Here is a 24,933-nt window from a genome sequence, read left to right on the forward strand (position 1 = left end):
GTCCGGCGGTGTGCCGTCCGGGCATACCGTACCCGGCTCGAAGTCTGTGACCTGGCCAAGCCCGTCACCCGATACAGGACCGGTATCGCAACGTGCACCGATGTGAAGGGGACGTGAGCGGGGTCACTTCTTGCTGTCGATGACTGCCTTCATCACGTCCCTTGCGATGGGGGCGGCGAGACCGCCACCGGAGATGTCGTCACGGTTGGCGCTGCCGTCCTCGATCACCACGGCCACGGCGACCGGCGAGCTGTTGTCGCTCAGCTTGGCGTATGAGATGAACCACGCGTAGGGCTTCTCACTGTTTCCGATGCCGTGCTGCGCCGTACCCGTCTTGCCACCGACCGTGATCCCGGGGATCTGGGCGTTCTGGCCGGTGCCGGACTTGACCACGGTCTCCATCATCGACTGAAGGACCTGGGCGTTGTCCTCGGACAGCGGCTCGCTCATCTTCTCGGGCTCCGTCTGCGAGATGACGTCCAGGTTGTGCGTGCTCAGCTCGCTCACCATGTACGGCTTCATGAGCGTGCCGTCATTGGCGACGGCGGACGCCACCATGGCCATCTGCAGCGGGGTCGCGGCGGTCTCGAACTGGCCGATCGAGCTCAGCGCGGTCTGCGGCTTGTCCATCTCCGTGGGGAAGTTGGAGGCGTTGGAGCGCACGGGCGTGAACTGCTCGGAGTTGAAGCCGAACTTCTTGGCCTCCTCCAGCATCTTGTCCTTGCCGAGGTCCGCGCCGATCTTGCCGAAGACGGTGTTGCAGGAGACCCTGAGCGCGACCCGCAGCGTGGCGTCCTTGCACGGCAGGTTGCCCTCGTTGGGCAGCTTGGTCGTGGTGTCCGGCATGGTCCACGGGTCCGGCGAGTCCGTCTTGGTGTCCGCGTTCGGGACGAGCCCGTTCTCCAGCGCCGCGGCGGCGGTGACGACCTTGAAGGTGGAGCCCGGCGGGTAGGTCTCGCGCAGCGCCCGGTTGAGCATCGGGTCGTCGGCGTTGTTCTTCTTCTGGAGCTTGTTCCAGGCCTTGGCGTCGTCGTCGGAGTTCCCGGCGAAGGCCGACGGGTCGTACGAGGGCGTGGAGGCCAGCGCCAGGATCGCGCCGGTCTTCGGGTCGAGCGCGGCGACGGCGCCCTTCTTGTCGCCGAGGCCCTCGAAGGCCGCCTTCTGGGCGGCGGCGTTCAGCGTGGTGACGACGTTGCCGCCCTGCTTCTTCTTGCCCGTGATCATGTCCAGGGTGTTGCGGAAGAAGAGCCGGTCGTCGTTGCCGGTGAGGATGCCGTCCTCGAGCTTCTCCAGCTGGCTGGCGTCGAAGGCCTGCGAGGCGTAGCCGGTGACGGGCGCCCACATCGCCCCGTCCTTGTACGTGCGCTTGTACTCGTAGTCACCGGTCTTGGACTTCGAGGAACCGGTGATCGCCTTGCCGTCCACGATGATGTCGCCGCGCGGGGTGGCGTAGCGCTCGATGTTCACCCGGCGGTTCTTCGGGTCGGCCTTCAGCTCGTCGGCCTTGACGTACTGGAGCCAGTTGTCGCGGATGAGCAGGGCGAGGACGAGAAGCCCGCAGAAGATCGCGATCCGGCGCAGGGGCTTGTTCACGGGCGGACCACCTGGGTCATCTCGGCGTCGGGGTTCGGAGCGGGGGCGGGCGCCGGCCTGCGGGCCGTGTCGCTGATCCGGATCAGGATGCCGATCAGTGCCCAGTTGGCGATCACGGAGGAACCGCCGTAGGCCAGGAACGGCATCGTCATACCGGTGAGCGGGATGAGGCCCATGACGCCGCCGGCGACGACGAAGACCTGGAGTCCGAAGGCGCCGGACAGGCCGACGGCGAGGAGCTTGCCGAACGGGTCCCGGGCGGCCAGGGCGGTGCGGATGCCGCGCTCGACGATCAGGCCGTAGATCAGCAGGATCGCCATGATGCCGGCCAGGCCGAGCTCCTCGCCGAAGGTGGCGAGGATGAAGTCGGAGTTGGCGGCGAACCGGATGAGCTCGGAGTGGCCCTGGCCGAGGCCGGTGCCGAGGGTCCCGCCGGAGCCGAAGGCCCACAGCGCCTGCATGGCCTGCTCGGAGTGGACGCCGGGGGCGCCGGCCTGGCTCAGCTTGTACTCGCGCATGGGGTCGAGCCAGGCCTGGACACGCTGCTGGACGTGCGGTTCGAAGGAGGCCACACCGACGGCGCCGGCCGCGGACATCAGCAGACCGAAGACGATCCAGCTGGTCCGCTCGGTGGCGACGTACAGCATGATGACGAACATTCCGAAGAACAGCAGCGACGTACCGAGGTCGGTCTCGAAGACCAGGATCAGGATCGAGATGAACCAGACCACGAGGATCGGGCCGAGGTCGCGGCCGCGCGGCAGGTACAGGCCCATGAAGCGGCGGCTGGCCAGCGCGAGCGCGTCCCGCTTCACCATCAGGTAGCCGGCGAAGAAGATCGCCAGGACGATCTTCGCGAACTCACCGGGCTGGATGGAGAAGCCGGCGACGGAGATCCAGATCTTGGCGCCGTAGATGTTGGCGCCGAGGCCCGGGACCAGGGGGAGCAGCAGCAGGAACAGCGCGCCGACCATGGAGATGTACGTGTAGCGCTGCAGGACGCGGTGGTCCTTCAGGAAGATCAGCACGACGACGAAGAGGGCGATACCCAGCGCCGTGTAGAGCAGCTGGCGCGGCGCCGCGGTGCCCGCCTGGTCGATCGACTGCAGCAGCTTGGACTGGTCGAGCCGCCAGATGATCACCAGGCCGAGGCCGTTGAGCAGCGTGGCCAGCGGCAGCAGGAGCGGGTCGGCGTACGGCGCGAACTTGCGCACGACGAGGTGGCCCACGCCGGCCAGCAGACCGAGGCCCAGGCCGTAGCTCAGCAGGCCCGCGGGGACCTCGTCGTTGATGGCGAGGCCCACGTTGGCATAGGCGAACACCGGGATGACAACGGCGAACACCAGCAGTGCCAGCTCGGTGTTGCGCCGGCTCGGTGTGCCGATCGAGCCGATCGTGGACGTGTGGTGCGTCGGCGTGTTGGTACTACTGCTCATCGTGTGACAGGGCCCCTCACGGCTGCTTACTGCTTACCGCACAGCGAGACCAGCTTCTGCTCTTCGTCGGAGAGGCTGGGGCCGGGTGTGGGAGTGGGTGCGGTCGTGGACTTGGAGGACGACGGTGCCGAGTTCGACGGCGTCGGCGTCGGCGTGGACGTCGCCTTGGACGTGAGGGAGGTCTTTGTGGTTCCCGTGGTCCCGCCGGCCTCGCCCTCACCGGTCTTCGCGTTCTTGTCGGTCTCGGCGCGGCGGCGCTCGGCGTCCTTCTTGCACGCGGACGCCTGCACGGCGAGCTCGTCGATCTTCGACTGGGCGTCGCCCAGGCCGCCTTCGGCGATGGTCGCCTCGACCTGCTTCTGCTGGTACGGCGGCAGGTACTTGAGTTCGATCTCGGGGTGGTCCTTCTCCACCTTCGAGAGCGAGACCCAGGCCAGGTCCTGGCTGATGCCCCGGTACAGGGCGACGTGCTCGCCCTTGGTGCCGACGTAGTACTGCGTCTGTGTCCAGCGGTAGCCGCCGTACAGCCCGCCGCCGATCACGGCGAGGGCCAGCGTGATGTAGAAGGACCGCTTCAGCCACTTGCGCCCGGTACGGGGCTTGACGAAGTCCTCGTCGGAGTAGGCGTTGAAGCCGTCCGTCGGCACGTACCCGGTGGTGTCGCCGCTGCCGGGCGGGCCGAACTCGCCGCCCCCGCCCTGCCCGGGCACCGGGCGGCCGAGGTTGGAGGCGCGGCCCGCGGGCGTCTGCATGGCGCCGTTGTCGTGCAGCTGGTGCTGGTTCTCGGCGACCGCGCCCACCACGACCGGGGTGTCGGACAGCTGCCCGGCCAGGGTGTCCCCGGAGTCGATGTCGAGGACGTCGGCCACGATGACCGTGATGTTGTCCGGGCCACCGCCGCGCAGCGCGAGCTGGATGAGCTCCTGCACGGTCTCCTGCGGGCCCTGGTAGCTGGCGAGGGTGTCCTCCATCGTCTGATGGGAGACGACGCCGCTGAGGCCGTCGGAGCAGATCAGGTAGCGGTCGCCGGCGCGGACCTCGCGGATCGAGAGGTCGGGCTCGACGTGTTCGCCACTGCCCAGCGCGCGCATCAGCAGGGAGCGCTGCGGGTGGGTGGTGGCCTCCTCCTCGGTGATGCGTCCCTCGTCGACGAGCCGCTGCACCCAGGTGTGGTCCTGGGTGATCTGCGTCAGCACGCCGTCCCGCAGCAGATACGCGCGGGAGTCGCCGACGTGCACGAGGCCCAGGCGCTGGCCGGTCCACAGCAGTGCCGTGAGGGTGGTCCCCATGCCTTCGAGCTGGGGGTCCTCCTCGACCATCATCCGGAGCTGGTCGTTCGCCCGCTGCACGGCGGTGCCGAGCGAGGTGAGGATGTCGGAGCCGGGCACGTCGTCGTCGAGCGCGACGATGGTGGAGATCACCTCGGAACTGGCGACCTCGCCGGCGGCCTGGCCGCCCATCCCGTCGGCGATCGCGAGCAGCCTCGGACCGGCGTAGCCCGAGTCCTCGTTGCCCTCACGGATCATGCCTTTGTGCGATCCGGCGGCAAAGCGCAGTGACAGACTCATGCGCACCTCGCCCGTCGGCTCCGGGTACATCCGCACGGTGCCCACCCTCCGGTCGGGAGCGCGCCGGGGTCCGTCGTGTGGACCGCCGCTGCGTGCTCGCTCCGCTCGCTCATTGTCGTACTACTTCCGCAGCTCGATGACGGTCTTGCCGATGCGGATCGGCGCGCCCAGCGGTACGGGCGTGGGAGTCGTCAGTCGGCTCCGGTCGAGATACGTGCCATTGGTGGAGCCGAGGTCCTCGACGATCCACTGGCCGTCCCGGTCCGGGTAGATCCTGGCATGCCTGCTGGACGCGTAGTCGTCGTCCAGCACGATCGTGCTGTCGTGCGCGCGGCCCAGCGTGATCGTCTGCCCCTGGAGTGCCACCGTGGTGCCTGTGAGGGTGCCCTCGGAGACGACCAGCTTGGTGGGGGCACCGCGGCGCTGCCGGCCGCCGCTGCTCGGCGGCTGCTGCTGGCGTTGGGGCGGAGGCGCGGCCTGGCGTGCGGCCGGCTGCTGCCGGGAGGCGTCCCGGCGCGAGCCGCGCTGTGTGACGCGCGTTCCGAACAGGTCGCTGCGAATGACCTGCACGGCCACGATCACGAACAGCCACAGTACGGCCAGGAAACCCAGCCGCATGACCGTGAGGGTCAGCTCTGACATTGCCCCCGCTTCACCCTTCGGCTTGCCGGTAAATGATGGTGGTGCTGCCCACGACGATCCGCGAGCCGTCGCGGAGCGTAGCGCGGGTGGTGTGCTGCCCGTCCACCACGATGCCGTTGGTGGACCCGAGATCCTGGATCGTCGAGGGCGTTCCGGTCCGGATCTCACAGTGCCGGCGCGAGACGCCGGGGTCGTCGATCCGCACGTCGGCGTCGGTGCTGCGACCCAGCACCAGCGTCGGGCGGGAGATCTGATGGCGGGTGCCATTGATCTCGATCCAGTGCCGTGTACGGGCGCCGGGTCCGGGACCGGCCGGCGGCCGGGCCCCCATGGGCGCGCCTCCGGGTCGGCCGCCGGGCGGCGGCGTGGACGGCATGGGAGGAGCGGCCGCGGGCGGGTAGCCGTAGCCACCCTGGCCGCGGGGGGCCGCAGGGGCCGGGCCCGCGGGGGCACGCTCCGGAGCCTGACTGGTGGAGGAGGCGAGCGTACGGCTGCGCACCCGGTACAGACCGGTGTCGAGGTCGTCCGCCTTCTCCAGGTGGACCTTGATGGGGCCCATGAAGGTGTAGCGCTGCTGCTTCGCGTAGTCGCGCACCATGCCGGCGAGCTCGTCGCCGAGCTGGCCGGAGTAGGGGCTGAGGCGCTCGAAGTCCGGCGTGCTCAGCTCCACGATGAAGTCGTTGGGGACGACGGTCCGGTCGCGGTTCCAGATCGTGGCGTTGTTGTCGCACTCGCGCTGGAGCGCGCCGGCGATCTCCACGGGCTGGACCTCGGACTTGAACACCTTGGCGAAGGTGCCGTTGACCAGACCTTCGAGACGCTGCTCGAACTTCTTCAGGACTCCCATGGGGCACCTCCTCCTTCGTAGCCGTCCTGGTACAGCTTGCTGCCTTCGTCGTCCTGGCGGCGGACGCTGTCCCGGTACTGCCTGTCGCTGTCGTCCTGGTACTGCTTACTGATCGTATCCACGCGTCGGGAAATCGGCTGGTTCCCCCTGTCGGCCCGGTCGACGGGTTGTCGACGCCTTCCGAAGTCCCCTCCCGAGGTTCCCGCGGGGACCCCTCTTCGAACTCTTCCCGGCACTACTCCTGCCCAGGATCGTAGAGGCGCCCCACAACCAGTGTCCCGCACCTGACTGTGCGGGCCGTCCGGCTCCTGGGGAGATGCTCAGGACCGGTACGAGGTTGATACGTGAACAGGTTCCGGTCGAGACGTGCGGCGGGCGCGGAGGCCCTCATGGGCGAGGTGGCCTGGGTTGGAGCGGGGTCGGCGGGCCCCCGGGGCAGCGGGAAAGGGATGTGAATCCACCCCTGACAGCGTGCTAATGTTCTGGATGTCGGCAGGCGCTCGCACCACTCGGTGAGAGACGGACGACACACCCAATGCGCGGGTGGCGGAATAGGCAGACGCGCTGGATTCAGGTTCCAGTGCCCGCAAGGGCGTGGGGGTTCAACTCCCCCCTCGCGCACCAGTTGGAAGCCCCGCAGGTCTTGGACCTGCGGGGCTTTCGCGTTGTCCGGGGCGGTTCCGCGCGCGTGGGCTTCGACTTCCATGAGGCTCGTCTCGCGTGAGCCCGGTCTCCCGTGGGCTTTCGTGCCCTTCGTGAGCTTCGCCTCCCGTGAGCTTCGCGACTCCGGCGACGCGAGAGCGCGCCGCATGATCATCTCGGGTGAGGACAATCACACGGCGCGCTCGTCGGGAGTGCGCACGGGAACCCTCTTCAGGGCGGGATCCCACGCCCGGCCTCGTGCCGCCTCGGGCGATCCGTACGGCTAGGCACGAGTCGGCACGCCTTTGTGTCGCTCGTGCTGCCGTGCGCCGCCGTGTGTGGCGGCATTACGCCGCGGCCGCGGCGTAATGGTCCGTCTCGGGCGACGAGGCGATGGCGGCTTCACGCCGCCGGTCGCGCGGCCCTTCTCGGGCGGCGAGGCGCGAGGTCTCAGGCGGCGAGGCGCGAGGCGAGCTCCTTGGCCTTGGCGCTCGCGTCCTCGTGGGCCTTGGCGCGGGACGCCTCGAAGAGGGGGATCAGCTCGGACATCGCCGGGTTCTGCGGCGCCATCGTCAGCTCCGGGACGATGAAGGTGAGGTCCAGGGCGAGGGTGTCGCGAAGGACGGCCTCCAGGTAGTTCTGCACGTACTCATAGGCCTCGCGCGGGGTGCCCGGCGCGTAGGAGCCGCCGCGGCTGGCGACGACCGTGACCGGCTTGCCCTTCAGCTTCGAGTCCTCGGCCATGGCGGTGCGGCCCACGAGGAACACGTTGTCCAGCCACGCCTTGAGGGTCGAGGGGATGGCGAAGTTGTACATGGGTGCGCCGATCAGGATCGCGTCGGCGTCCTCCACCTCCTCGATGAGCTTCAGACGCTCGGCGAAGGCCGCGGCCTGCTCGGGGGTGTGCGCGTCCGGGGCGACGAAACCGGCGGTGTGGGCAGCGGCCGTGATGTGCGGCACGGGGTCGGCGGCGAGGTCGCGGTAGACGACCGTGCCCTCCGGGTGCTGCTCCTCCCAGCTCTTGCGGAAGGTGTCCGTCACCGAACGGGAGGAGGAGGCGGAGCCGGTGAAGACGGACGAGTCGATGTGCAGCAGGGTGGCCATGGGTTCTCCAGACAAAGGGGTGAGCCGGGGTCGTCCAGGTGCGCGGGGGTGTCCGCGCACGGCTGGGGCCGGGTCGGTGCAAGAAACTCGGGAGCTTCTTTTTCGTACTCGACTAGAGATAACACAGCTACTTACTTTTTTTCATCCCCCAACGGGGACGCAGTACCCTGGAGCCATGCCGGAACGGGGAATCCACGAAGCGGGGCCGTGCCAGAAGGTCGACGACGGCATGGCGCGCGTCTTCCATCTGCTGGGAAAGCGCTGGACGGGCCTGGTCGTGGCCGTCCTGCTGCAACGGCCGGTCCACTTCACCGAGCTGCGCCGGGCGATCCCCGGCATCAGCGAGCGGATGCTCTCCGACCGGCTCACCGAACTCGGGGCGGCGGGCCTGGTGGTGCGCGAGGTCGACGAAGGTCCCCCGCTGCGGGTCTCGTACCGCCTGACGGAGGCGGGCGCCGCCCTGGAACCCGCGCTCAAGGAGCTCGGGGCGTGGGCCGAGCGCTATCTCCCCGAAGAGGGGCCCTGCCCGGAGGTGCTCAAGAAGTGACGGGCCGGCCCGCGCGGGCCGGGCGTCGTGGACTTGTCCACAGGCCCTGCGGCGGAGTTGTCCACAGGGTCTGACGTGTTTCGCCGACCGGCTGTACGGTCAGCACGAGTTGATGTTCGTGCACGGGGGAGGCGGTCGCAGTGACCGAGCTCGGTACAGCGGTTCCGGCCCAGCAGAAGCACGCGGAGGGGCAGGGGCCGCAGCGACCGGAGGCCGGGGTTGCGGCGCGGCGGTATGCCGTGCCGGGGTTCGCCGCGTGGCCGGTACAGGGTTCGCCCAAGGACGCGGGCAAGGCCCTGCGCGAGCGGGTGCCGCGCGCCGCGCACGCCGAGCTGACCGAGGACGCCGACCGGCCCGACGCCGTGGCCGCCGTCGAGGAGTCCAACCGCGGCCGCATCGCCGGCCTCACCCCGATACGGGTCGGCAGGATGGCCGCCACCCCCTTCGCGTTCCTGCGCGGCTCGGCGGGCCTCATGGCGTACGACCTCGCGCGCACCCCCATGACGGGCGTCGACGCCCAGATCTGCGGAGACGCCCACGCGGCCAACTTCGGCCTGTACGGCGACGCCCGGGGCGGCCTCGTCATCGACCTGAACGACTTCGACGAGACCGTGCACGGCCCCTGGGAGTGGGACCTCAAGCGGCTCGCCACCTCGCTCGTGCTCGCCGGCCGTGAGGCCGGGGCGGACGAGGACACCTGCCGCGCCGCGGCGCACGACACGGTCGGCGCGTACCGCCGCACCATGCGGCTGATGGCCAAACTGCCCGTCCTCGACGCGTGGAACGCGATCGCCGACGAGGAACTCGTCTCGCACACCGACGCCCACGACCTGCTCGGCACGCTGGAACGGGTCTCGGAGAAGGCGCGGGCCAACACCAGCGGCCGGTTCGCCGCCAAGGCGACGGAAGTGGTGGAGGGCGGCGGGCGCCGGTTCGTGGACGCCCCGCCGGTGCTGCGCCGCGTACCCGACGCGGAGGCCGCGGCGGTCGTCGCGTCCCTGGAGCACTACCTGACGACGCTCTCCGAGGACCGTCTCCCCCTCCTCGCCCGGTACGCGGTGCACGACGTCGCCTTCCGCGTCGTCGGCACCGGCAGCGTGGGCACCCGGTCCTACGTCGTCCTGCTGCTCGACCACCGCGGCGAACCCCTTGTCCTCCAGGTGAAGGAGGCCCGCCCCTCGGCGCTGCTGCCGCACCTGGCGACCGCCGGCCACGCGATGCCGGAGGTGCCGCACGAGGGCCGCCGCGTCGTCCTCGGACAGAAGCGCATGCAGGTCGTCAGCGACATCCTGCTCGGCTGGACCACGGTCGACGGCCGTCCCTTCCAGGTCCGCCAGTTCCGCAACCGCAAGGGCAGCGTCGACCCCGCCGCGCTGGCCGCCGACCAGATCGACGACTACGCCCGCATGACCGGCGCCCTGCTGGCTCGCGCTCACGCCCACAGCGCCGACCCGCGCCTCATCGCCGGCTACTGCGGGAAGAACGAGGAGCTGGACGAGGCCGTCGCGTCGTTCGCCGTGACGTACGCCGACCGCACGGAGGCCGACCACGCAGAGCTGGTCGCGGCGGTCCGGGACGGCCGGATAGCGGCGGAGCTGGGTGTCTGACGGTCCGGTGGCCGTCCCCGACGGCGTCGCCCTCCGGGGCGGGGCCTACAGCGGGGAAACGCCGCTCTCGGCAGGGCCTACAGCGGGGAAACGCCGCTCTCGGCAGGGCCTACAGCGGGGAAACGCCGCTCTCGGCAGGGCCCGGGAGCACCGTGGCCTACGCTGGTCGGGTGACGACGCCGGAAGCCGAGCAGAGCCAGTCCGAGCCCACCGACGAGGGGGTTCGGGAGCAGTCCGGTGCCCTGGAGGGCGCGATGTCCGAGCAGCGGGAGCCCGCCGGGGGTGAGGCCTCCGGACCCGAGACGTCCACCGAAGGTGAGACTTCGGCGCAGAGCGCGCCCGCTGGGAGTGAGGCCTCCGAACAGCCGGCACCCGCGGAGGACGCGGCTTCCGAGCAGGGAGTACCTGCCGGGCGTGAGGCTTCTGAGCAGGGAGTACCCGCTGAGGGTGAGGCTTCCGAGCAGGGAGTGCCTGCCGGGGACGCGCCTTCCGAGCAGGAGGTGTCCGCCGAGGGTGACTCGGCCGTGCAGTCCGCTGCCGAGGGCGATGCCCGGCCCGAGGCGCGGCTGGAGCGGGCCGTGCGGGCGGCCGAGCAGGCTTTGATCGAGTTCGAGATCGCCGTGGAGACCTTCCGCGTCGAGGTGGACAACTTCTCGCGGCTGCACCACCAGAAGCTCGGCCCGATGTACTCCCGGCTCGACGAGCTGGAGGCCGAGATCGCGGAGGCCAGGGCCGCGCGCACCGGCGACCCGGAGGACGTGCGCAAGGCGCACGAAGCGCGGGCTCGGGTCATGCCCATGCCCGGGGTCGAGGAACTGTTCCATGGCTGGATGGACTCGGAGGGTCTGTTCCCCGAGGCCGTGGCGATGCTCACGGACCAGCCCGTACGGCCCCCGCAGCGTGTGCGCCCCAGCGAGGAGGCGCGCAAGCTGTACCGCGAACTGGCCCGCAAGGCGCACCCCGACCTGGCGCAGGACGACGACGAGCGCAAGCGGCGCGACGAGTTCATCGCCCGGGTGAACGCCGCCTATGGCCGGGGTGACGAGGCGCTGCTGCGGGAGCTCTCCGCGGAGTGGGCCGCGGGGCCCGTGTCCGAGGAGTGGAAGCCGACCCGGAGCGAGGAGCTCTACGCCCGTCTCGAATGGCTCGCACAGCGCAAGGAGATGCTCGCCTTCGTCGCCCAGGAGCTGGAGGAGAGCGCCATCGGCGCGATGCTGAAGCTGGCCCCGGACGACCCGGACCGTCTTCTGGAGGAGATCGCCGAACAGCTGCTGGCCCAGGTCGGCGAGCGCGAGGCGGAGCTGGCGGCGCTGATAACCCAGGCTCAGTGAGGCCGCGAAGGGTTTGGGGGGCCTGGAAGGGACCGGGGGAGTCCCGCGGGGACCGGGTTACGGCCGTGGTCGGGTAGCGTCGGGGACATGAGTTTCGGAGCTGCTGTGCCCACCGTCGGGATCGGGGATCTCACGGAAGAGAACTTCCTGCTGGACGTCCGGGAGGACGAGGAGTGGGACGCCGGGCATGCCGAGGGGGCGCTGCACATCCCCATGAGTGAGTTCGTCGCCCGCTACGGCGAGCTGACCGAGGCCGCCCCGCAGGACGGCCGCGTCAACGTCATCTGCCGGTCCGGCGGCCGCTCCGCCCAGGTCACCATGTACCTGGTCCAGCAGGGCATCGACGCCGTGAACGTCGACGGCGGCATGCAGGCCTGGGAAGCGGCCGGCCGCCCCGTCGTCGACGACAAGGGCCGGCCCGGCGCCGTCGTGTGACGACTGCATAGCCCCCGCCCGGCGCCCAGCGTCCGGCGACCGGCGACTCGTGCCCACCGTCCGGCGACCGGGCTTCGCGTCGAAGCCGGGTCGCCGGGAGAGCTGTCGAAGGCATGGGGCGCTGCCCGGCACGCGGGACGCCATCGGGCATGAGGGAGTTCCGTGGGGCATGCGGGAAAGCTGTCCCGCGAGGCCGGTCGTGACGGCCGGCGTGGCCTGTGCTCGGCCTCAGCCCAGCGGATGCGCCGCGAGCAGGTCCCCCAGGGCCTCCTCGTGCGCCGCGGCCGGGCCGAGCGAGAGCTCCAGCTGTTTGGCCCAGGCGTGGTACCGGTGCAGTGGATAGTCGGTGTCGGCGCCGAAGCCCCCGTGCAGATGCTGTGCCGTCTGCACGACCCGTCGTACGCCTTCCGAGGCCCAGATCTTGGCGACGGCCACGTCCCCGGACGCCGGGAGCGCGCCCCCTGCCCCGGTCCCGATCCGCCACGCGGCCTGCCACAGAGTCACCTCCATGGCACGCAGGTCGATGTAGCGGTCGGCGGCCTGCACGGCGACGGCCTGGAAGGTGGCGACGGGGAATCCGAACTGCTCCCGCTTGCCGGTGTATTCACTGGTCATCCCGAGCACGGCCTCCCCGAGCCCGAGCGCCAGCGCGCACGTCCCGGTGGCCAGCAGCTCACGCAGGGCGTCCCAGGCGCCCTCCGCGTCGATCACATACCGGTCGGTGATCCGCGCCGACTCCAGGCGCAGCTCCCCGAGCCGCTCGCCGGTGGTGGAGATCTGCTCGGCGAGCACGGCGCCTTCGTGGTCGCGGGGGACGAACGCGAGGACGGTCCGGTCGGCCTCCGTGTGCGCGGGCACGACGACCAGGCCGGCGTCGTACGCCCAGGGCACCGCCGTCTGGGAGCCGTCCAGCACCCACACGTCACCGTCCCGCCGTGCGGTCACGGCGCGTTCGGCCGGGTCGTGCCCCGTCCGGCCACTGGCGGCGACGGTCAGGACGAGCTCGCCCCGGCCCGCGCGCTCCAGCACCTCGGCCTTCAACTCCTCACCGCCGTACGTCTGCACGGCCACCGCCGCCGCGCTGCTCTCCAGCAGCGGTACGCGCGCGAGGACTCGCGCCGACTCGCGCAGCACCAGGCACAGGGCCACCACGTCGAGCCCCGCTCCGCCGTACTCCGCGTCGAGCAGCAGGCTCAGCAGATCCGCGTCGGCGAGCTTCGCCCACAGGCCGCGGTCGAAGTCCTCGGCGACGGCTCCGGGGGTGAGCGCGGGGCTGGGGACCCCGTCCGGCGCGACCCCGGAGAACACCGCCTTCGCCGCCTCGACCGCCGCCTGCTGCTCCTCGGTGAAGGTGAAGTCCACGGGTCCTGTCCTCCCACGCGCCGGCCAACCGACCGGAGGTCCGGAGCAGGGGAACATCCCTCCGGGGCTTCCGATCTGACGGAGCGTCAAGATAGAACAGGTTCTACAAGAAGGGAACGGCCGGTGCGGGCAGGCCTACCGGTCGAAGTCCAACTCCACCTTCTCCGTGGCCGGATGGGACTGACAGGCCAGCACATAGCCGGCTTCGGTCTCCTCCGGTTCCAGCGCGAAGTTGCGGTCCATCCGGACCTCGCCCGAGACCAGGAAGGCCCGGCAGGTGCCGCACACGCCGCCCTTGCAGGCGTACGGCGCGTCCGGCCTGTTGCGCAGCACCGCGTCCAGCAGTGACTCGCCCTCCTGGACGGGCCAGGTTCCGCCGCGTCCGTCGAGCCGTGCGGTCACCGTGCTGTGTGCCGGCGCGGGGCGCGTGGAGGGGACCGCGGCGGCTGCACCGGCGTCCACGTGGAAGATCTCCTCGTGGATCCTGGTCCGTGACACCCCGAGCCCGCGCAGCGCACGCTCCGCCCCCTGCACGAGCCCCATCGGCCCGCACAGGAACCAGCCCGCCACCCGGTCCACCGGAAGCAGGGCCGGGAGCAGTCCGGTGAGCCGCTCCTGGTCGAGTCGTCCGGTCGGCAGTCCGGCCTGCTGCTCCTCCCGGGAGAGCACCGTCACCAGCTGGAACCGCTGCGGATAACGGTCCTTGAGGTCGGCGACCTCCTCCAGGAACATCGTCGAGGCGGTCGTCCGGTCGCTGCGGACCAGGCAGAACCTCGCCTCCGGCTCCCTGGCCAGCAGCGTGGAGACGATCGACAGCACCGGGGTGATCCCGCTGCCGCCCACCACCGCCGCGTACCGCCCGGCGGCCGGCTCCAGGGTGAAACGGCCCGCCGGAGTCATCACCTCGACGTCGTCGCCGACGGCGATCTCCTTGTGCGCGTGCGTCGAGAAGGCTCCGCCGTCGACCAGCCGCACCCCGACCCTCAGGGTGTGCGGGCCCTCGTCGCCGGGTGCGGGGGCCGGTGAGCAGATCGAGTACGTCCGGCGGATCTCCTCGCCGTCGATCGTGCAGCGCAGGGCGAGGTGCTGGCCCGGTGCGTGCCGGTACTCCTCGCGCAGGGCGGGCGGCACGGCGAGGGTCAGGGCCACCGAATCGTCGGTGAGCCGGTCGACCGCGACCACCGCGAGCGCGTGGAAGCGGGCCATCACAGCTCCTTGAAGTGGTCGAACGGCTCGCGGCAGGACAGGCAGCGCCGCAGCGCCTTGCACGCTGTGGAGGAGAAGCGGCTGAGCAGCTCGGTGTCCGCCGATCCGCAGTGCGGGCAGTGGACGGGCTCGGTCTGCTGCGCGCGCGGGGCGGACGGGGACGTCCGCGTCGGACCCAACTCGACCGTCACCGGGCCCGTGGGACGACCGCCGCGCGGTGGCGCTATCCCGAACTCCCGCAGTTTGCGGCGGCCTTCGTCGGAGATGTCGTCGGTCGACCACGCGGGGCTGAGCACCGTACGGACGGCGACCTCCCGTATGCCGTGCTCGTGAAGCACCCGCTCGATGTCCACGGACATCGCCTCGATGGCCGGGCAGCCGGTGTACGTCGGGGACAGGTCCACCTCGACCGAGTCCGCGTCATGCACCCGTACGGCGCGCAGCACGCCGAGCTCCTCCAGGGTGAGCACGGGCAGCTCGGGGTCGGGCACGGACCCGGCCAGCCTGCGGAGTTCCTCTTCGAGAGCGGTGGTCGTCACCATGTCGCCCCCGGGTGACTGCGGTGCAGATGCTGCATCTCGGCGAGCATCCGCCCGAAGGACTCGGTGTGCAGGCCCTGTCGTCCGGCACCCGCCTTCCACGCGCCGGACGCCGGTCCCTCGGGGAGTGCGAGGGTCGCGCGGCGCAGGACGTCGCCCACGGACTCCAGCCAGGCGGCCCGCATCCCGGCCCAGTCGACGTCCACGCCCTCGACCGGCTGGAACATCTCGCCGGTGAACCGCCACAGTGCCTCGGCAGCACGCCGTATGCGTTCATGGCTGAGGTCCGTGCCGTCGCCGAGCCGCAGGGTCCATTGCTCGGCGTGGTCCTGGTGGTACTCGACTTCCTTCACGGCCTTCGCGGCGAGCGGCGCGAAGGGGCCGGTGCCCTCGGCCAGCTGGGTGTACAGGAACCGCTGGTAGGTGGAGAAGTACAGCTGGCGGGCGATCGTGTGCGCGAAGTTGCCGTTCGGCTGCTCGACCAGCTGGAGGTTGCGGAAGGCGCGCTCCTCGCGCAGATACGCCAGCTCGTCCTCGTCGCCGGCCATGGACAACAGAACCCGTGCCTGGCCCAGCAGGTCGAGCGCGATATTGGCGAGGGCGACCTCCTCTTCGAGGACGGGCGCGTGGCCGGCCCACTCCCCCAGCCGGTGCGAGAGCACCAGGGCGTCGTCGCCGAGGGCGAGGGCCGCGGCGGTCGCCGTCTCGGACGCGGAGGCTGTCACAGGTGCTTCACCCCTTCCGGGATCTCGTAGAACGTCGGGTGCCGGTACGGCTTGTCCGCGGCGGGCTCGAAGAACGGGTCCTTCTCGTCGGGCGAGGAGGCCGTGACGGCGGCGGAGGGGACGACCCAGATCGACACGCCCTCGCCGCGGCGGGTGTAGAGGTCGCGCGCGTTGCGCAGGGCCAGCTCCGCGTCCGGCGCGTGCAGGCTGCCGGCGTGCGTGTGGGAGAGGCCGCGGCGGGAGCGCACGAAGACCTCCCACAGGGGCCAGTCGTTGGTCGTCATGCTCGTGCCTTCCCGTGCTCGTCGGCCGTGCCCGCGGGCTCGTCGCCCTGGGGACTGCCCGTGCCGGTGCTCTGCTGGTCGGTCTGTCCGGCGGGCGGCTCCGCCCGGGTGGCCTGCTTCTCCGCGTACGTCGCGGCGGCCTCCCGTACCCACGCGCCCTCGTCGTGTGCGCGTCGGCGCTGGGTGATGCGCTGTTCGTTGCACGGACCGTTGCCCTTGAGGACCTCCCAGAACTCCGTCCAGTCGATCGCGCCGAAGTCGTGGTGTCCCCGCTCCTCGTTCCACACGAGGTCCGGGTCGGGGAGGGTCAGGCCCAGCGACTCCGCCTGGGGCACGCAGATGTCCACGAAGCGCTGACGCAGCTCGTCGTTCGAATGGCGCTTGATCTTCCAGGCCATCGACTGCGCGGAGTGCGACGACTCGTCGTCGGGCGGGCCGAACATCATCAGGGAGGGCCACCACCAGCGGTTCACCGCGTCCTGCGCCATCGCGTGCTGCTCGGGGGTGCCGCGGCTGAGGGCCAGCAGCAACTCGTACCCCTGGCGCTGGTGGAAGGACTCCTCCTTGCAGATGCGGACCATCGCGCGCGCATACGGTCCGTACGAGCAGCGGCACAGGGGGACCTGGTTGGTGATCGCGGCGCCGTCCACCAACCAGCCGATGGCGCCGACGTCCGCCCAGGTCAGCGTCGGGTAGTTGAAGATCGACGAGTACTTCTGGCGGCCGGTGTGCAGCTTGTCGAGGAGCTCGTCGCGGCCGGTGCCGAGGGTTTCGGCCGCGCTGTACAGATACAGGCCGTGCCCGGCCTCGTCCTGGACCTTGGCCATCAGGATCGCCTTGCGGCGCAGCGAGGGCGCGCGTGTGATCCAGTTGGCCTCGGGCTGCATACCGATGATCTCGGAGTGCGCGTGCTGCGCGATCTGCCGGACCAGGGTGGAGCGGTAGGCGTCGGGCATCCAGTCACGCGGCTCGATGCGCTCGTCCGCCGCCACCGCGGCGTCGAAGACGGCTTGGTACGCCGCTGCGTGCGCGACGCCGTCCTGTCCGTCCGTCTGCGCGCGGGCCGTGTGGTGCGCTGCTGCTGTCGCCATGCGGTCCCCCTCGATCTCTGTCCCGACCGACCGATCGTTCGGTTTCCGTCGAATTAATGGTCGGTCGAGCGCCGTAAGGTGTCAACCGCTGTGGATAACCTCGTGGACCGCACTGTGACCGCTGTGGCTCAGGAGGCTGTGCCGGACCGGCCGGTCCGAGTACGGTTCCGGTGCGGACCTCGCGGTCCGGGCGGTGCTGTGCGCAGCGGTGGTACAGGTCGGGAGCGGCGTGAGCGCACGGTGCCTGCGGCCCACCGGCATTCGGGTTCGGGATCGTGAATCGGGGCGGAATTGGACGCGTACGACGAGGAACCGAAGACCCGGCCGGGGGCGGACGGGCCGCCCGACGACTCCACCGGAGACGGGGCAGCGGATGTCGGGGCCGGGCCCGACGGGGCCGTGAGCGACGCCCCGGCGTCCGACGGAGCCGTAGCCGACCACGCGGAGCCTGATACCGCGGTCCGGGGTGACGCGGAGGCCGAAACCGCCGTACGGGGCGATCTCGGTCCCGGTGATCTCATGGCCCCCAGGGCTCCGGGCGACCTCACTGTCCCGGGCGACCTCACTGCTCCGGGCGACGCCAGTGCCCCATGCGACCCCGGTGGCCCCGTCCCCGCCCCGGGCGTCCCCGCCCCGGGCGTCCCCGCCCCGCGGGGCCCCGCCCCCGGTGAGCCCCGCGGCGCGACCGCGGGCATAGCCGCCCTCCCCCTCCGCTCCCAGGTCGCCGCCGCCTTCGCGCTCGCCGTGGTCGCCGTGGTCACCCTCGTGCACCTGGGCATGGTCTTCCTGCACGTCGCGCCGTCGAACACGATGACCAAGCAGCACGGCCGCGCGATCGACGACTGGATCTACCCCGAGTTCGAGCAGAACTGGAAGCTCTTCGCTCCCAACCCGTTGCAGCAGAACGTCTCGGTCCAGGTCCGTGCCCTGATCCGCACTCCGGACGGCACCAGCCGCGAGACCGGCTGGTACGACCTGTCCGCCCTCGACGGCGAGGCCATCGAGGGCAATCTGCTGCCGAGCCACACCCAGCAGAACGAACTGCGCCGGGCGTGGGACTACTACGCCGCCACGCACGACGGCAAGAACCGTCCCGTGGGCCTGCGCGGCGACCTCTCCGAGCGCTATCTGCGCCGGATCGCCGTCATGCGCCTCGCCCGTGAGCACGCGGGCGGCGCCGGCGCCGTCGTCGAACGCATCCAGGTCCGCTCCAGCTCCACCAATGTGCCGGCCCCCGAGTGGAGCGAGGAGAAGGTGTCCGACAAGCCCGTCGTCCGCGAGTTGCCCTGGTGGATCGTCCCCGACAGCGACCGCGAGGGCGGACTGACGGAGGCGAGCGCCCGGTGAACCGGTTCGCCCCGGTGGTCTCCCGTGGCATCAGCCGGGTCACCGAGTCCGCGCTCGGCCCGTACCAGAGCGCCGTGATCCGTATCGGCTTCTCCGCCACCTGGCTGCTGTTCCTGCTGCGCGAGTACCCGCACCGCCAGGAGCTGTACGGGCCCGAATCGCCGTGGAGCTGGGACCTCGCCCAGCAGTCCGTCTCGGGCAACGGCGCCTTCTCGGTACTGCTGTGGTCGGACAGCCAGGGATGGTTCGAGATCGTCTACGCCCTCGCCGTCCTCTCCAGCGTCCTGCTGCTCGTGGGCTGGCGGACCCGCACGACGTCCGTGCTCTTCATGACCGGGGTGCTGTCCCTCCAGAACCGCAGCGTCTTCATGGGGGACGGCGGGGACAACGTCATCCACCTGATGGCGATCTACCTGGTGTTCACGCGCTGCGGCCAGGTGTGGTCGCTGGACGCGCGGCGGGCACGGCGCGCGCGGGAGACACGAGCGCCGGGGCAGCCTCCCGCTCTCGACCGGGTCGGGATCGCCCTGTGGGCGGTGATGTGCCTGGCGCTGGCCGCGGCCTCGCTCGCGGGCCGGCTGAGCACGGGCTGGCTGGTGATCTTCTGGGGGCTGCTGGCGGTGCAGGCCCTGTGGTGGGTCGTCGGGAGTCGGGCGCGTACCGCCGAGCCGCGCATCCTGTTGGACGTCGTGGCCAACCTCGTGCACAACGCGGCCCTGGTCGTCGTCATGGCCGAGGCGTGCCTCATCTACGCGACCGCCGGCTGGTACAAGATCCAGGGCTCGCGCTGGCAGGACGGCACGGCGGTCTACTACCCGCTGCATTTGGACTACTTCTCGCCGTGGCCCGCCCTGTCCCACCTGATGGCCTCCCACGGCACGATGGTGATGCTGGTGACGTACGGGACGGTCATCGTGCAGGTCGCCTTCCCCTTCACGCTGTTCAACCGGCGCGTCAAGAACGTCCTGCTGGCAGCGATGATGACCGAGCACGCCGTGATCGCCGTGGTCCTCGGACTGCCGTTCTTCTCGCTCGCGATGATCGCGGCGGACGCGGTGTTCCTGCCGACTTCCTTCCTGCGGCGCCTCGGCGGATGGGCGGCTCGCGGGCGTGCCGTGCTGGTTTTGGGCCACCGTCCCGCGCTACCCGGGCCCCGGCAGCCCGAGCCCCGCTCCGGCGAGCAGAACGAGGACACGCACGTAGGCTTCACGGCATGAACGAGAGGGACGCCGACGCGCCGGAAACCACAGCCGGGGCGGACGCCGTCGACGGGCCGGGGGTCTCCCCCCGGCCGGAATCCGGCGCCGGCCCGTCCGCAGTGGACGGCCCGGGAGACGAGGGCCGTCCGGATGCCGTACGCACCTGGCACCGGCTCGCCGACGGCTCCGTGCTGCTCGACGGATTCCACGCCCTCAAGCACGCGGTGCGCTTCCGGGCCGACGTCCCGGTGGCCGTCACCACCGACCGGCGGGCGGCCCTGGAACTGGCCGACGAACTCGCTCCCGACGTGCGTGACGCTCTGGAAGCGCTCCTGACCGAGGTCCCGGAGACGACGCTGAAGGCGCTCGTGCCCCGCCCGCATCCCACCTCGGTCGCCGCGCTGGCCGTACGTCCCTCCCGTGCCGCCAACCTGGGGATCCTGGCCCGCACGCCGCGCAGCACGCCCGTGGTGGTCCTCGACAACCCCCGCAACCTGGGCAACGCCGGGGCGGTGATCCGGCTGGCCGCGGGCTTCGGCGCGACCGGGGTGGTCACGACGGGCACGCTCGACCCCTGGCACCCCACGGTCGTCCGCGGAGGCGCGGGACTGCACTTCGCGACCGCCGTGGAGCGGCTGACGGTCGACGAACTGCCACCGGGGCCGGTGTTCGCCCTCGATCCCGAGGGCGAGGACATCCGCGGGCTGAAGCTTCCCGATGACGCCGTGCTCGCCTTCGGCTCGGAGCGCACCGGGCTGTCGCCCGAACTGCGCGCTCGCGCCGACCACTTGGTGGCCCTGCCGATGCGCCCCCAGGTCTCCAGCTACAACCTCGCGACCAGTGTGGCCATGACGCTGTTCCACTGGAGCGCGACCGGGGGCGCACCCGCCTGAGCCGCTGTTACGCCTCCCGGCGCACCTCGACCACCCGGAAGCGGTTGGCCACGAAGGCGCCGTCGCACAGTGCCGCGTTCGCCGCGGGGTTGCCGCCGGAGCCGTGGAAGTCCGAGAAGGCCGCCGTCTGGTTGACGTAGACCCCGCCGGTCAGATTCAGGGAGAGCTGGGCGCACTCCTCCAGGCAGGCCTCCTGCACGGCCTGCTCGACCTCCTCGTCGGTGGTGTACGCGCCGACGGTCATCGCGCCCTTGTCCCTGATCGTCCGCCGCAGCAGCTCCACGGCGTCCGTGGCCGAGTCCATCGCCACGGCGAAGGAGACGGGTCCGAAGCACTCGTTCATGTAGGCGGCTTCGTCGTCCGGCTTGGCCCCGTCGAGCTTCACGATGACGGGGGTGCGCACGACCGCGTTCGGGAATTCGGGGTTGCTGATCTCCCTGGAGGGCAGGGCGACTTCGCCGAGACCGGCGGCGGCATCGAGGCGCGCCTTGACGTCCGGGTTGACGATGGCGCCCAGCAGTGCGTTCGCCCGGGCGTCGTCGCCGAGCAGGCCGCCGACCGACTTCGCGAGGTCGGAGACCACCTCGTCGTAGGACTTGGGGCCCTCGTCCGTGCGGATGCCGTCGCGGGGGATCAGCAGGTTCTGCGGGGTCGTGCACATCTGGCCGCTGTACAGGGACAGGGAGAAGGCCAGGTTGGACAGCATCCCCTTGTAGTCGTCGGTCGACTCCACGAGGACCGTGTTGACGCCGGCCTTCTCCGTGTAGACCTGCGCCTGGCGGGCGTTGCTCTCCAGCCAGTCGCCGAAGGCCGTCGAGCCGGTGTAGTCGATGATGCGGATCTCGGGCCGCACGGCCAGGGTCTTGGCGATGCCCTCGCCGGGGTGCTCGGCGGCCAGCGCCACCAGGTTCGGGTCGAAGCCCGCCTCGGCGAGCACCTCGCGCGCGACCTGGACGGTGAGCGCGAGCGGCAGCACCGCGCGCGGGTGGGGCTTGACCAGCACCGCGTTGCCCGTGGCGAGGGAGGCGAACAGGCCCGGGTAGCCGTTCCACGTGGGGAAGGTGTTGCAGCCGATCATCAGCGCGATGCCCCGCGGCACCGCCGTGAACTGCTTGGTGAGCGCGAGCGGGTCGCGCTTGCCCTGGGGCTTGGTCCATTCCGCGGTGTCGGGGGTGCGGATCTGCTCCACATAGGCGTACGCCACGGCCTCCAGGCCACGGTCCTGGGCGTGCGGGCCGCCCGCCTGGAACGCCATCATGAAGGCCTGGCCGCTGGTGTGCATGACCGCGTGCGCGAACTCGTGCGTCCGGTCGCTGATCCGCTTGAGGATCTCCAGGCAGACCACGGCGCGGATCTCCGCGCCGGCGTCGCGCCAGGCTCGCTGTCCGGCCCGCATGGCGGGCAGCAGGACGTCGATGTCCGCGTGCGGGTAGGTGACGCCCAGGGCGATTCCGTACGGCGAGGTCTCGTCGCCCACCCAGTCGTCCGTGCCGGGCTGTCCGAGGTCGAGGCGGGTGCCGAGCAGGGCGTCGAAGGCTTCCTTGCCCTCGGCCATGCCCAGGCTGCCGTGCTCGCCGTACGCCTTCGGGTGCTCGGGGTGGGGGGACCAGTACGCGCGTGTGCGGATCGCTTCCAGCGTCTGGTCGAGGGTGGGCCGGTGCTGGGCGATCAGCTGGTGCGCGGTGAGTTCGGCGGCCATCAAGGACCAACTCCTCGTCTCAAGAGCTCTTCTTTGAGCCCACGAGCTGGGCAGGAATGGACGGACAGAGTTAGAGTAACCGAACGATCGGTCGGGACAAGGGGGTCCGCCGCATCTGTGGAAATCCCCGTGCGGGAGGATCGCGCACATGACAGCTATCGACCTCAGCAGCCCCGTGGGCGTCGTCGGCACCGGCACCATGGGCCAGGGCATCGCCCAGGTCGCGCTGGTAGCGGGCCATCCGGTGCGGCTCCACGACGCGCTTCCCGGGCGGGCCGAGGCGGCCGCCCAAGCGATCGGCGCCCGGCTCGACAGGCTCGTCGAGAAGGACCGGCTGACCGGTGCCGAGCGGGACGCCGCGCGCGCCCGGCTGCGCCCTGCCCGCGACCTGGCCGAGCTGGCGGACTGCGCGCTCGTCGTCGAGGCCGTCCTGGAGCAGCTCGACGCGAAGCAGCAGCTGTTCCGCGAGCTGGAGGACGTCGTCGGCGAGGACTGCCTGCTCGCCACGAACACCTCCTCCCTCTCCGTGACGGCCATCGGCGGCGCCCTGCGCAGCCCCGGCCGCCTGGTCGGGCTGCACTTCTTCAACCCGGCTCCCCTGCTGCCCCTGGTCGAGGTGGTCTCCGGCTTCGCCACCGACGTCACGTCGGCCACGCGCGCGTACGAGACGGCCCGTGCCTGGGGGAAGACCCCTGTCGCCTGCGCGGACACCCCCGGCTTCATCGTCAACCGCATCGCGCGGCCCTTCTACGCCGAGGCCTTCGCCGTCTACGAGGCACAGGCCGCCGACCCGGCCACGATCGACGCGGTCCTGCGCGAGTCGGGCGGGTTCCGGATGGGCGCGTTCGAGCTGACCGACCTGATCGGCCAGGACGTCAACGAATCCGTCACGCACTCCGTGTGGCAGTCCTTCTTCCAGGACGTGCGCTTCACGCCCTCGCTCGCGCAGCGGCGTCTCGTCGAGTCGGGCCGGCTCGGCCGCAAGTCCGGCCACGGCTGGTACGACTACGGGGACGGTGCGGGGCCGGCCGAGCCGCACACGGCGGAGAAGGCGCAGCCGCCCGCGTACGTCGTGGCCGAGGGCGATCTGGGTCCCGCCGCGGAGCTCCTGGACCTGATACGCGAGGCCGGCATACAGGTCCGCGAGGACGAGGAGGACCACGGAACCCGTCTCGTACTGCCCGGCGGCGGCCAGCTGGCCCTCGCCGACGGCCAGACATCGGTCGAGTTCCGCGACGTCGTCTACTTCGACCTCGCGCTCGACTACCGGAAGGCGACCCGGATCGCCCTCTCCGCCTCCCAGGACACCGCGCCCCAGACGCTCTCCGAGGCCGTCGGCCTCTTCCAGGCGCTCGGCAAGGACGTCAGCGTCATCGGGGACGTGCCCGGCATGATCGTCGCCCGTACGGTGGCCCGGATCGTCGACCTGGCGCACGACGCCGTCGCCAAGGGCGCGGCCACCGAGGAGGACATCGACACGGCGATGCGCCTCGGCGTGAACTACCCGCTCGGCCCCTTCGAATGGTCCCGCAGGCTCGGCCGGAGCTGGGCGTGTTCCCTGCTGGACGACCTGCACCAACGGGACCCCTCAGGGCGCTACGCGCCGTCCCTCGCGCTCTACCGCCACGCGTACGCCACCGAGAAGCGGGAGGGCACCTCATGACCACCGCCAAGCGCGACACCTACACGCCGGAGACGCTGCTCTCCGTCGCCGTGCAGGTCTTCAACGAGCGTGGCTACGACGGCACCTCCATGGAGCACCTCTCCAAGGCGGCCGGCATCTCCAAGTCCTCGATCTACCACCATGTGGCGGGCAAGGAGGAGCTGCTGCGCCGCGCCGTCAGCCGCGCCCTCGACGGCCTCTTCGGGATCCTCGACGAGGAGCACGCGCGCGAGGGGCGTGCCGTGGAGCGCCTGGAGTACGTCGTGCGGCGCATGGTCGAGGTGCTCACGGCCGAGCTGCCGTACGTGACGCTGCTGCTGCGGGTGCGCGGCAACACGGACACCGAGCGGTGGGCCCTGGAGCGGCGCCGCGACTTCGACCACCGGGTGGCCGAACTGCTGAAGGCGGCCGCCGCCGAGGGCGACGTGCGCCCGGACGTGGAGGTCCGGCTGGCGACCCGGCTGGTCTTCGGGATGATCAACTCGCTCGTGGAGTGGTACCGGCCGGACGGCCGGGGCATGGGCGAGCGCGAAGTGGCCGAAGCGGTCGTGCAGTTGGTCTTCGGAGGGCTGCGCAAGGAGTTCTGAGGGCCCCTGGGGCCACGGGCTCAGCCCTCCGGCTCCAGGTCCTCCTCCTCGAACACCAGCAGCGTGCGTGTGCTGAGCACCTCCGGGATGGCCTGGAGACGGGTGAGCACCAGCTCGCGCAGCGCCCTGTTGTCCGGCGTGTGCACCAGCAGCAGGACATCGAAATCGCCACCCACCAGCGCGATGTGGGAGGCCCCCGGCAGCAGCCGCAGCTGTTCGCGCACGGTGCGCCAGGAGTTCTGCACGATCTTGAGGGTGATGTAGGCCGATGTGCCCTGCCCCGCGCGCTCGTGGTCGACGCGGGCACCGAAGCCCCGGATCACGCCGTCCTCGATGAGGCGGTTGATCCGCGCGTAGGCGTTGGCCCGCGACACATGGACCCGTTCGGCCACGGAGCGTATCGACGCGCGGCCGTCCGCCTGGAGCATCTGCAGGATGTCCTGATCGATGGCATCGAGCGGTCGGGCGGGCGGCGGGGGCGGGCCGGCCTCCGGTGGCTCGACCATTTGTTCAGGTGCCATGTCCCCCCGCCTCCCTACCATGGACGTACTGCGTCCATCTCAGGCTGTGCAGAACCGTTTGTCCA

General features: G+C 71.0%; 24 protein-coding genes and 1 tRNA gene. 10 read left to right on the forward strand and 15 right to left on the reverse strand.

The window, feature by feature from the left end:
- Positions 1–123: 123 nt before the first annotated feature.
- From ACZ4IF_RS10830 to ACZ4IF_RS10855, 6 genes are all read right to left on the reverse strand, one after another.
- On the reverse strand, positions 124–1,593 hold the full coding sequence (locus ACZ4IF_RS10830) for a peptidoglycan D,D-transpeptidase FtsI family protein (protein ID WP_359489049.1): 1,470 nt from the start codon (positions 1,591–1,593) through the stop codon (positions 124–126).
- Positions 1,590–3,029, reverse strand: a complete 1,440-nt coding sequence (locus ACZ4IF_RS10835) for an FtsW/RodA/SpoVE family cell cycle protein (protein WP_345640132.1) — start codon at positions 3,027–3,029, stop codon at positions 1,590–1,592. The genes ACZ4IF_RS10830 and ACZ4IF_RS10835 overlap by 4 nt, the downstream gene beginning before the upstream one ends.
- Before the next feature lie 26 nt (positions 3,030–3,055).
- On the reverse strand, positions 3,056–4,597 hold the full coding sequence (locus ACZ4IF_RS10840) for a Stp1/IreP family PP2C-type Ser/Thr phosphatase (protein ID WP_467561489.1): 1,542 nt from the start codon (positions 4,595–4,597) through the stop codon (positions 3,056–3,058).
- A 120-nt stretch (positions 4,598–4,717) separates the two neighbouring features.
- Complete coding sequence (locus ACZ4IF_RS10845) at positions 4,718–5,239, reverse strand: FHA domain-containing protein FhaB/FipA (protein WP_095935472.1); 522 nt, start codon at positions 5,237–5,239, stop codon at positions 4,718–4,720.
- Positions 5,240–5,249: 10 nt separating this feature from the next.
- Positions 5,250–6,086 carry a DUF3662 and FHA domain-containing protein gene (locus tag ACZ4IF_RS10850; protein ID WP_359489054.1) on the reverse strand — a complete coding sequence of 279 codons (837 nt, stop codon included), beginning with the start codon at positions 6,084–6,086 and terminating at the stop codon, positions 5,250–5,252.
- Positions 6,074–6,208, reverse strand: a complete 135-nt coding sequence (locus ACZ4IF_RS10855) for a hypothetical protein (RefSeq protein WP_467561492.1) — start codon at positions 6,206–6,208, stop codon at positions 6,074–6,076. The genes ACZ4IF_RS10850 and ACZ4IF_RS10855 overlap by 13 nt, the downstream gene beginning before the upstream one ends.
- A gap of 415 nt (positions 6,209–6,623) precedes the next feature.
- Between ACZ4IF_RS10855 and ACZ4IF_RS10860 the strand changes: the two genes are divergently transcribed.
- Positions 6,624–6,710, forward strand: a tRNA-Leu gene (locus tag ACZ4IF_RS10860).
- A gap of 468 nt (positions 6,711–7,178) precedes the next feature.
- On the opposite strand, the gene ACZ4IF_RS10865 is transcribed toward ACZ4IF_RS10860, so the two are convergent.
- Positions 7,179–7,832 (reverse strand): FMN-dependent NADH-azoreductase, encoded by a 654-nt coding sequence (locus tag ACZ4IF_RS10865; protein ID WP_467561494.1) that lies wholly within the window; start codon positions 7,830–7,832, stop codon positions 7,179–7,181.
- 175 nt (positions 7,833–8,007) lie between these two features.
- On the opposite strand from ACZ4IF_RS10865, the gene ACZ4IF_RS10870 reads away from it, so the two are divergent.
- The 4 genes from ACZ4IF_RS10870 to ACZ4IF_RS10885 all read left to right on the forward strand — a co-directional run bounded on the left by ACZ4IF_RS10870 (position 8,008) and on the right by ACZ4IF_RS10885 (position 11,752).
- Positions 8,008–8,379 carry a winged helix-turn-helix transcriptional regulator gene (locus ACZ4IF_RS10870; RefSeq protein WP_467561496.1) on the forward strand — a complete coding sequence of 124 codons (372 nt, stop codon included), beginning with the start codon at positions 8,008–8,010 and terminating at the stop codon, positions 8,377–8,379.
- 140 nt (positions 8,380–8,519) lie between these two features.
- Entirely contained in the window at positions 8,520–9,986 is a 1,467-nt protein-coding gene (locus ACZ4IF_RS10875) for a DUF2252 domain-containing protein (RefSeq protein WP_467561498.1), read from the forward strand.
- Between the two features lie 500 nt (positions 9,987–10,486).
- Complete coding sequence (locus ACZ4IF_RS10880) at positions 10,487–11,317, forward strand: J domain-containing protein (protein WP_467561777.1); 831 nt, start codon at positions 10,487–10,489, stop codon at positions 11,315–11,317.
- Positions 11,318–11,404: 87 nt separating this feature from the next.
- The gene (locus ACZ4IF_RS10885; protein WP_467561499.1) at positions 11,405–11,752 is read left to right on the forward strand and encodes a rhodanese-like domain-containing protein; all 348 of its coding nucleotides are present in this window, start codon (positions 11,405–11,407) and stop codon (positions 11,750–11,752) included.
- A 228-nt stretch (positions 11,753–11,980) separates the two neighbouring features.
- On the opposite strand, the gene ACZ4IF_RS10890 is transcribed toward ACZ4IF_RS10885, so the two are convergent.
- The 6 genes from ACZ4IF_RS10890 to paaA form a co-directional block, all read right to left on the reverse strand.
- Complete coding sequence (locus ACZ4IF_RS10890) at positions 11,981–13,114, reverse strand: acyl-CoA dehydrogenase family protein (RefSeq protein WP_467561500.1); 1,134 nt, start codon at positions 13,112–13,114, stop codon at positions 11,981–11,983.
- Positions 13,115–13,249: 135 nt separating this feature from the next.
- The gene (locus tag ACZ4IF_RS10895; protein ID WP_467561501.1) at positions 13,250–14,320 is read right to left on the reverse strand and encodes a 2Fe-2S iron-sulfur cluster-binding protein; all 1,071 of its coding nucleotides are present in this window, start codon (positions 14,318–14,320) and stop codon (positions 13,250–13,252) included.
- On the reverse strand, positions 14,320–14,862 hold the full coding sequence (gene paaD / locus ACZ4IF_RS10900) for a 1,2-phenylacetyl-CoA epoxidase subunit PaaD (protein ID WP_467561502.1): 543 nt from the start codon (positions 14,860–14,862) through the stop codon (positions 14,320–14,322). Before paaD ends, ACZ4IF_RS10895 begins: the two co-directional genes overlap by 1 nt.
- Positions 14,856–15,584, reverse strand: coding sequence for a 1,2-phenylacetyl-CoA epoxidase subunit PaaC (gene paaC / locus ACZ4IF_RS10905; protein ID WP_467561503.1), 729 nt, complete (start codon positions 15,582–15,584; stop codon positions 14,856–14,858). The genes paaD and paaC overlap by 7 nt, the downstream gene beginning before the upstream one ends.
- Positions 15,581–15,868: a 1,2-phenylacetyl-CoA epoxidase subunit PaaB gene (gene paaB / locus ACZ4IF_RS10910; protein WP_099502095.1), complete on the reverse strand. Its 288-nt coding sequence runs from the start codon at positions 15,866–15,868 to the stop codon at positions 15,581–15,583. Before paaB ends, paaC begins: the two co-directional genes overlap by 4 nt.
- Complete coding sequence (paaA, locus tag ACZ4IF_RS10915) at positions 15,865–16,959, reverse strand: 1,2-phenylacetyl-CoA epoxidase subunit PaaA (RefSeq protein ID WP_467561506.1); 1,095 nt, start codon at positions 16,957–16,959, stop codon at positions 15,865–15,867. Before paaA ends, paaB begins: the two co-directional genes overlap by 4 nt.
- 519 nt (positions 16,960–17,478) lie before the next feature.
- Here paaA and ACZ4IF_RS10920 point away from each other — a divergent pair.
- Genes ACZ4IF_RS10920 through ACZ4IF_RS10930 form a run of 3 tightly spaced genes read left to right on the forward strand, consistent with a single transcriptional unit; the run spans position 17,479 to position 20,398 of the window.
- Positions 17,479–18,306 carry a DUF5819 family protein gene (locus ACZ4IF_RS10920; protein WP_467561507.1) on the forward strand — a complete coding sequence of 276 codons (828 nt, stop codon included), beginning with the start codon at positions 17,479–17,481 and terminating at the stop codon, positions 18,304–18,306.
- Positions 18,303–19,523 (forward strand): HTTM domain-containing protein, encoded by a 1,221-nt coding sequence (locus ACZ4IF_RS10925; protein WP_467561509.1) that lies wholly within the window; start codon positions 18,303–18,305, stop codon positions 19,521–19,523. The genes ACZ4IF_RS10920 and ACZ4IF_RS10925 overlap by 4 nt, the downstream gene beginning before the upstream one ends.
- Positions 19,520–20,398 carry a TrmH family RNA methyltransferase gene (locus ACZ4IF_RS10930; protein WP_467561511.1) on the forward strand — a complete coding sequence of 293 codons (879 nt, stop codon included), beginning with the start codon at positions 19,520–19,522 and terminating at the stop codon, positions 20,396–20,398. Before ACZ4IF_RS10925 ends, ACZ4IF_RS10930 begins: the two co-directional genes overlap by 4 nt.
- A 7-nt stretch (positions 20,399–20,405) precedes the next feature.
- Here the strand turns inward: ACZ4IF_RS10930 and paaN are convergent, their stop codons facing one another.
- Positions 20,406–22,097: a phenylacetic acid degradation protein PaaN gene (gene paaN / locus ACZ4IF_RS10935; RefSeq protein WP_467561513.1), complete on the reverse strand. Its 1,692-nt coding sequence runs from the start codon at positions 22,095–22,097 to the stop codon at positions 20,406–20,408.
- A 148-nt stretch (positions 22,098–22,245) separates the two neighbouring features.
- On the opposite strand from paaN, the gene ACZ4IF_RS10940 reads away from it, so the two are divergent.
- Both ACZ4IF_RS10940 and ACZ4IF_RS10945 read left to right on the forward strand, forming a co-directional pair.
- Positions 22,246–23,760, forward strand: coding sequence for a 3-hydroxyacyl-CoA dehydrogenase (locus ACZ4IF_RS10940; protein ID WP_467561515.1), 1,515 nt, complete (start codon positions 22,246–22,248; stop codon positions 23,758–23,760).
- Complete coding sequence (locus tag ACZ4IF_RS10945) at positions 23,757–24,347, forward strand: TetR/AcrR family transcriptional regulator (RefSeq protein WP_467561517.1); 591 nt, start codon at positions 23,757–23,759, stop codon at positions 24,345–24,347. The genes ACZ4IF_RS10940 and ACZ4IF_RS10945 overlap by 4 nt, the downstream gene beginning before the upstream one ends.
- A 20-nt stretch (positions 24,348–24,367) precedes the next feature.
- Here ACZ4IF_RS10945 and ACZ4IF_RS10950 read toward each other — a convergent pair whose 3' ends face one another.
- Positions 24,368–24,868: an Lrp/AsnC family transcriptional regulator gene (locus ACZ4IF_RS10950; RefSeq protein ID WP_467561519.1), complete on the reverse strand. Its 501-nt coding sequence runs from the start codon at positions 24,866–24,868 to the stop codon at positions 24,368–24,370.
- Between the last annotated feature and the right edge of the window lie 65 nt (positions 24,869–24,933).

The organism is Streptomyces sp. NPDC025784, from assembly GCF_055558435.1.

What these genes read in the sequence shown, in the direction of transcription:
- ACZ4IF_RS10950 (WP_467561519.1), bottom strand. Translation starts at nt 24,868, where the DNA reads ATGGCACCTGAACAAATGGTCGAGCCACCGGAGGCCGGCCCGCCCCCG.
- paaA (WP_467561506.1), bottom strand. Translation starts at nt 16,959, where the DNA reads ATGGCGACAGCAGCAGCGCACCACACGGCCCGCGCGCAGACGGACGGA.
- ACZ4IF_RS10845 (WP_095935472.1), bottom strand. Translation starts at nt 5,239, where the DNA reads ATGTCAGAGCTGACCCTCACGGTCATGCGGCTGGGTTTCCTGGCCGTA.
- ACZ4IF_RS10920 (WP_467561507.1), top strand. Translation starts at nt 17,479, where the DNA reads ATGGCCCCCAGGGCTCCGGGCGACCTCACTGTCCCGGGCGACCTCACT.
- paaB (WP_099502095.1), bottom strand. Translation starts at nt 15,868, where the DNA reads ATGACGACCAACGACTGGCCCCTGTGGGAGGTCTTCGTGCGCTCCCGC.
- ACZ4IF_RS10835 (WP_345640132.1), bottom strand. Translation starts at nt 3,029, where the DNA reads ATGAGCAGTAGTACCAACACGCCGACGCACCACACGTCCACGATCGGC.
- paaN (WP_467561513.1), bottom strand. Translation starts at nt 22,097, where the DNA reads ATGGCCGCCGAACTCACCGCGCACCAGCTGATCGCCCAGCACCGGCCC.
- ACZ4IF_RS10945 (WP_467561517.1), top strand. Translation starts at nt 23,757, where the DNA reads ATGACCACCGCCAAGCGCGACACCTACACGCCGGAGACGCTGCTCTCC.
- paaD (WP_467561502.1), bottom strand. Translation starts at nt 14,862, where the DNA reads ATGGTGACGACCACCGCTCTCGAAGAGGAACTCCGCAGGCTGGCCGGG.
- ACZ4IF_RS10940 (WP_467561515.1), top strand. Translation starts at nt 22,246, where the DNA reads ATGACAGCTATCGACCTCAGCAGCCCCGTGGGCGTCGTCGGCACCGGC.
- ACZ4IF_RS10865 (WP_467561494.1), bottom strand. Translation starts at nt 7,832, where the DNA reads ATGGCCACCCTGCTGCACATCGACTCGTCCGTCTTCACCGGCTCCGCC.
- ACZ4IF_RS10850 (WP_359489054.1), bottom strand. Translation starts at nt 6,086, where the DNA reads ATGGGAGTCCTGAAGAAGTTCGAGCAGCGTCTCGAAGGTCTGGTCAAC.
- ACZ4IF_RS10930 (WP_467561511.1), top strand. Translation starts at nt 19,520, where the DNA reads ATGAACGAGAGGGACGCCGACGCGCCGGAAACCACAGCCGGGGCGGAC.
- ACZ4IF_RS10840 (WP_467561489.1), bottom strand. Translation starts at nt 4,597, where the DNA reads ATGAGTCTGTCACTGCGCTTTGCCGCCGGATCGCACAAAGGCATGATC.
- ACZ4IF_RS10870 (WP_467561496.1), top strand. Translation starts at nt 8,008, where the DNA reads ATGCCGGAACGGGGAATCCACGAAGCGGGGCCGTGCCAGAAGGTCGAC.
- ACZ4IF_RS10885 (WP_467561499.1), top strand. Translation starts at nt 11,405, where the DNA reads ATGAGTTTCGGAGCTGCTGTGCCCACCGTCGGGATCGGGGATCTCACG.
- ACZ4IF_RS10895 (WP_467561501.1), bottom strand. Translation starts at nt 14,320, where the DNA reads ATGGCCCGCTTCCACGCGCTCGCGGTGGTCGCGGTCGACCGGCTCACC.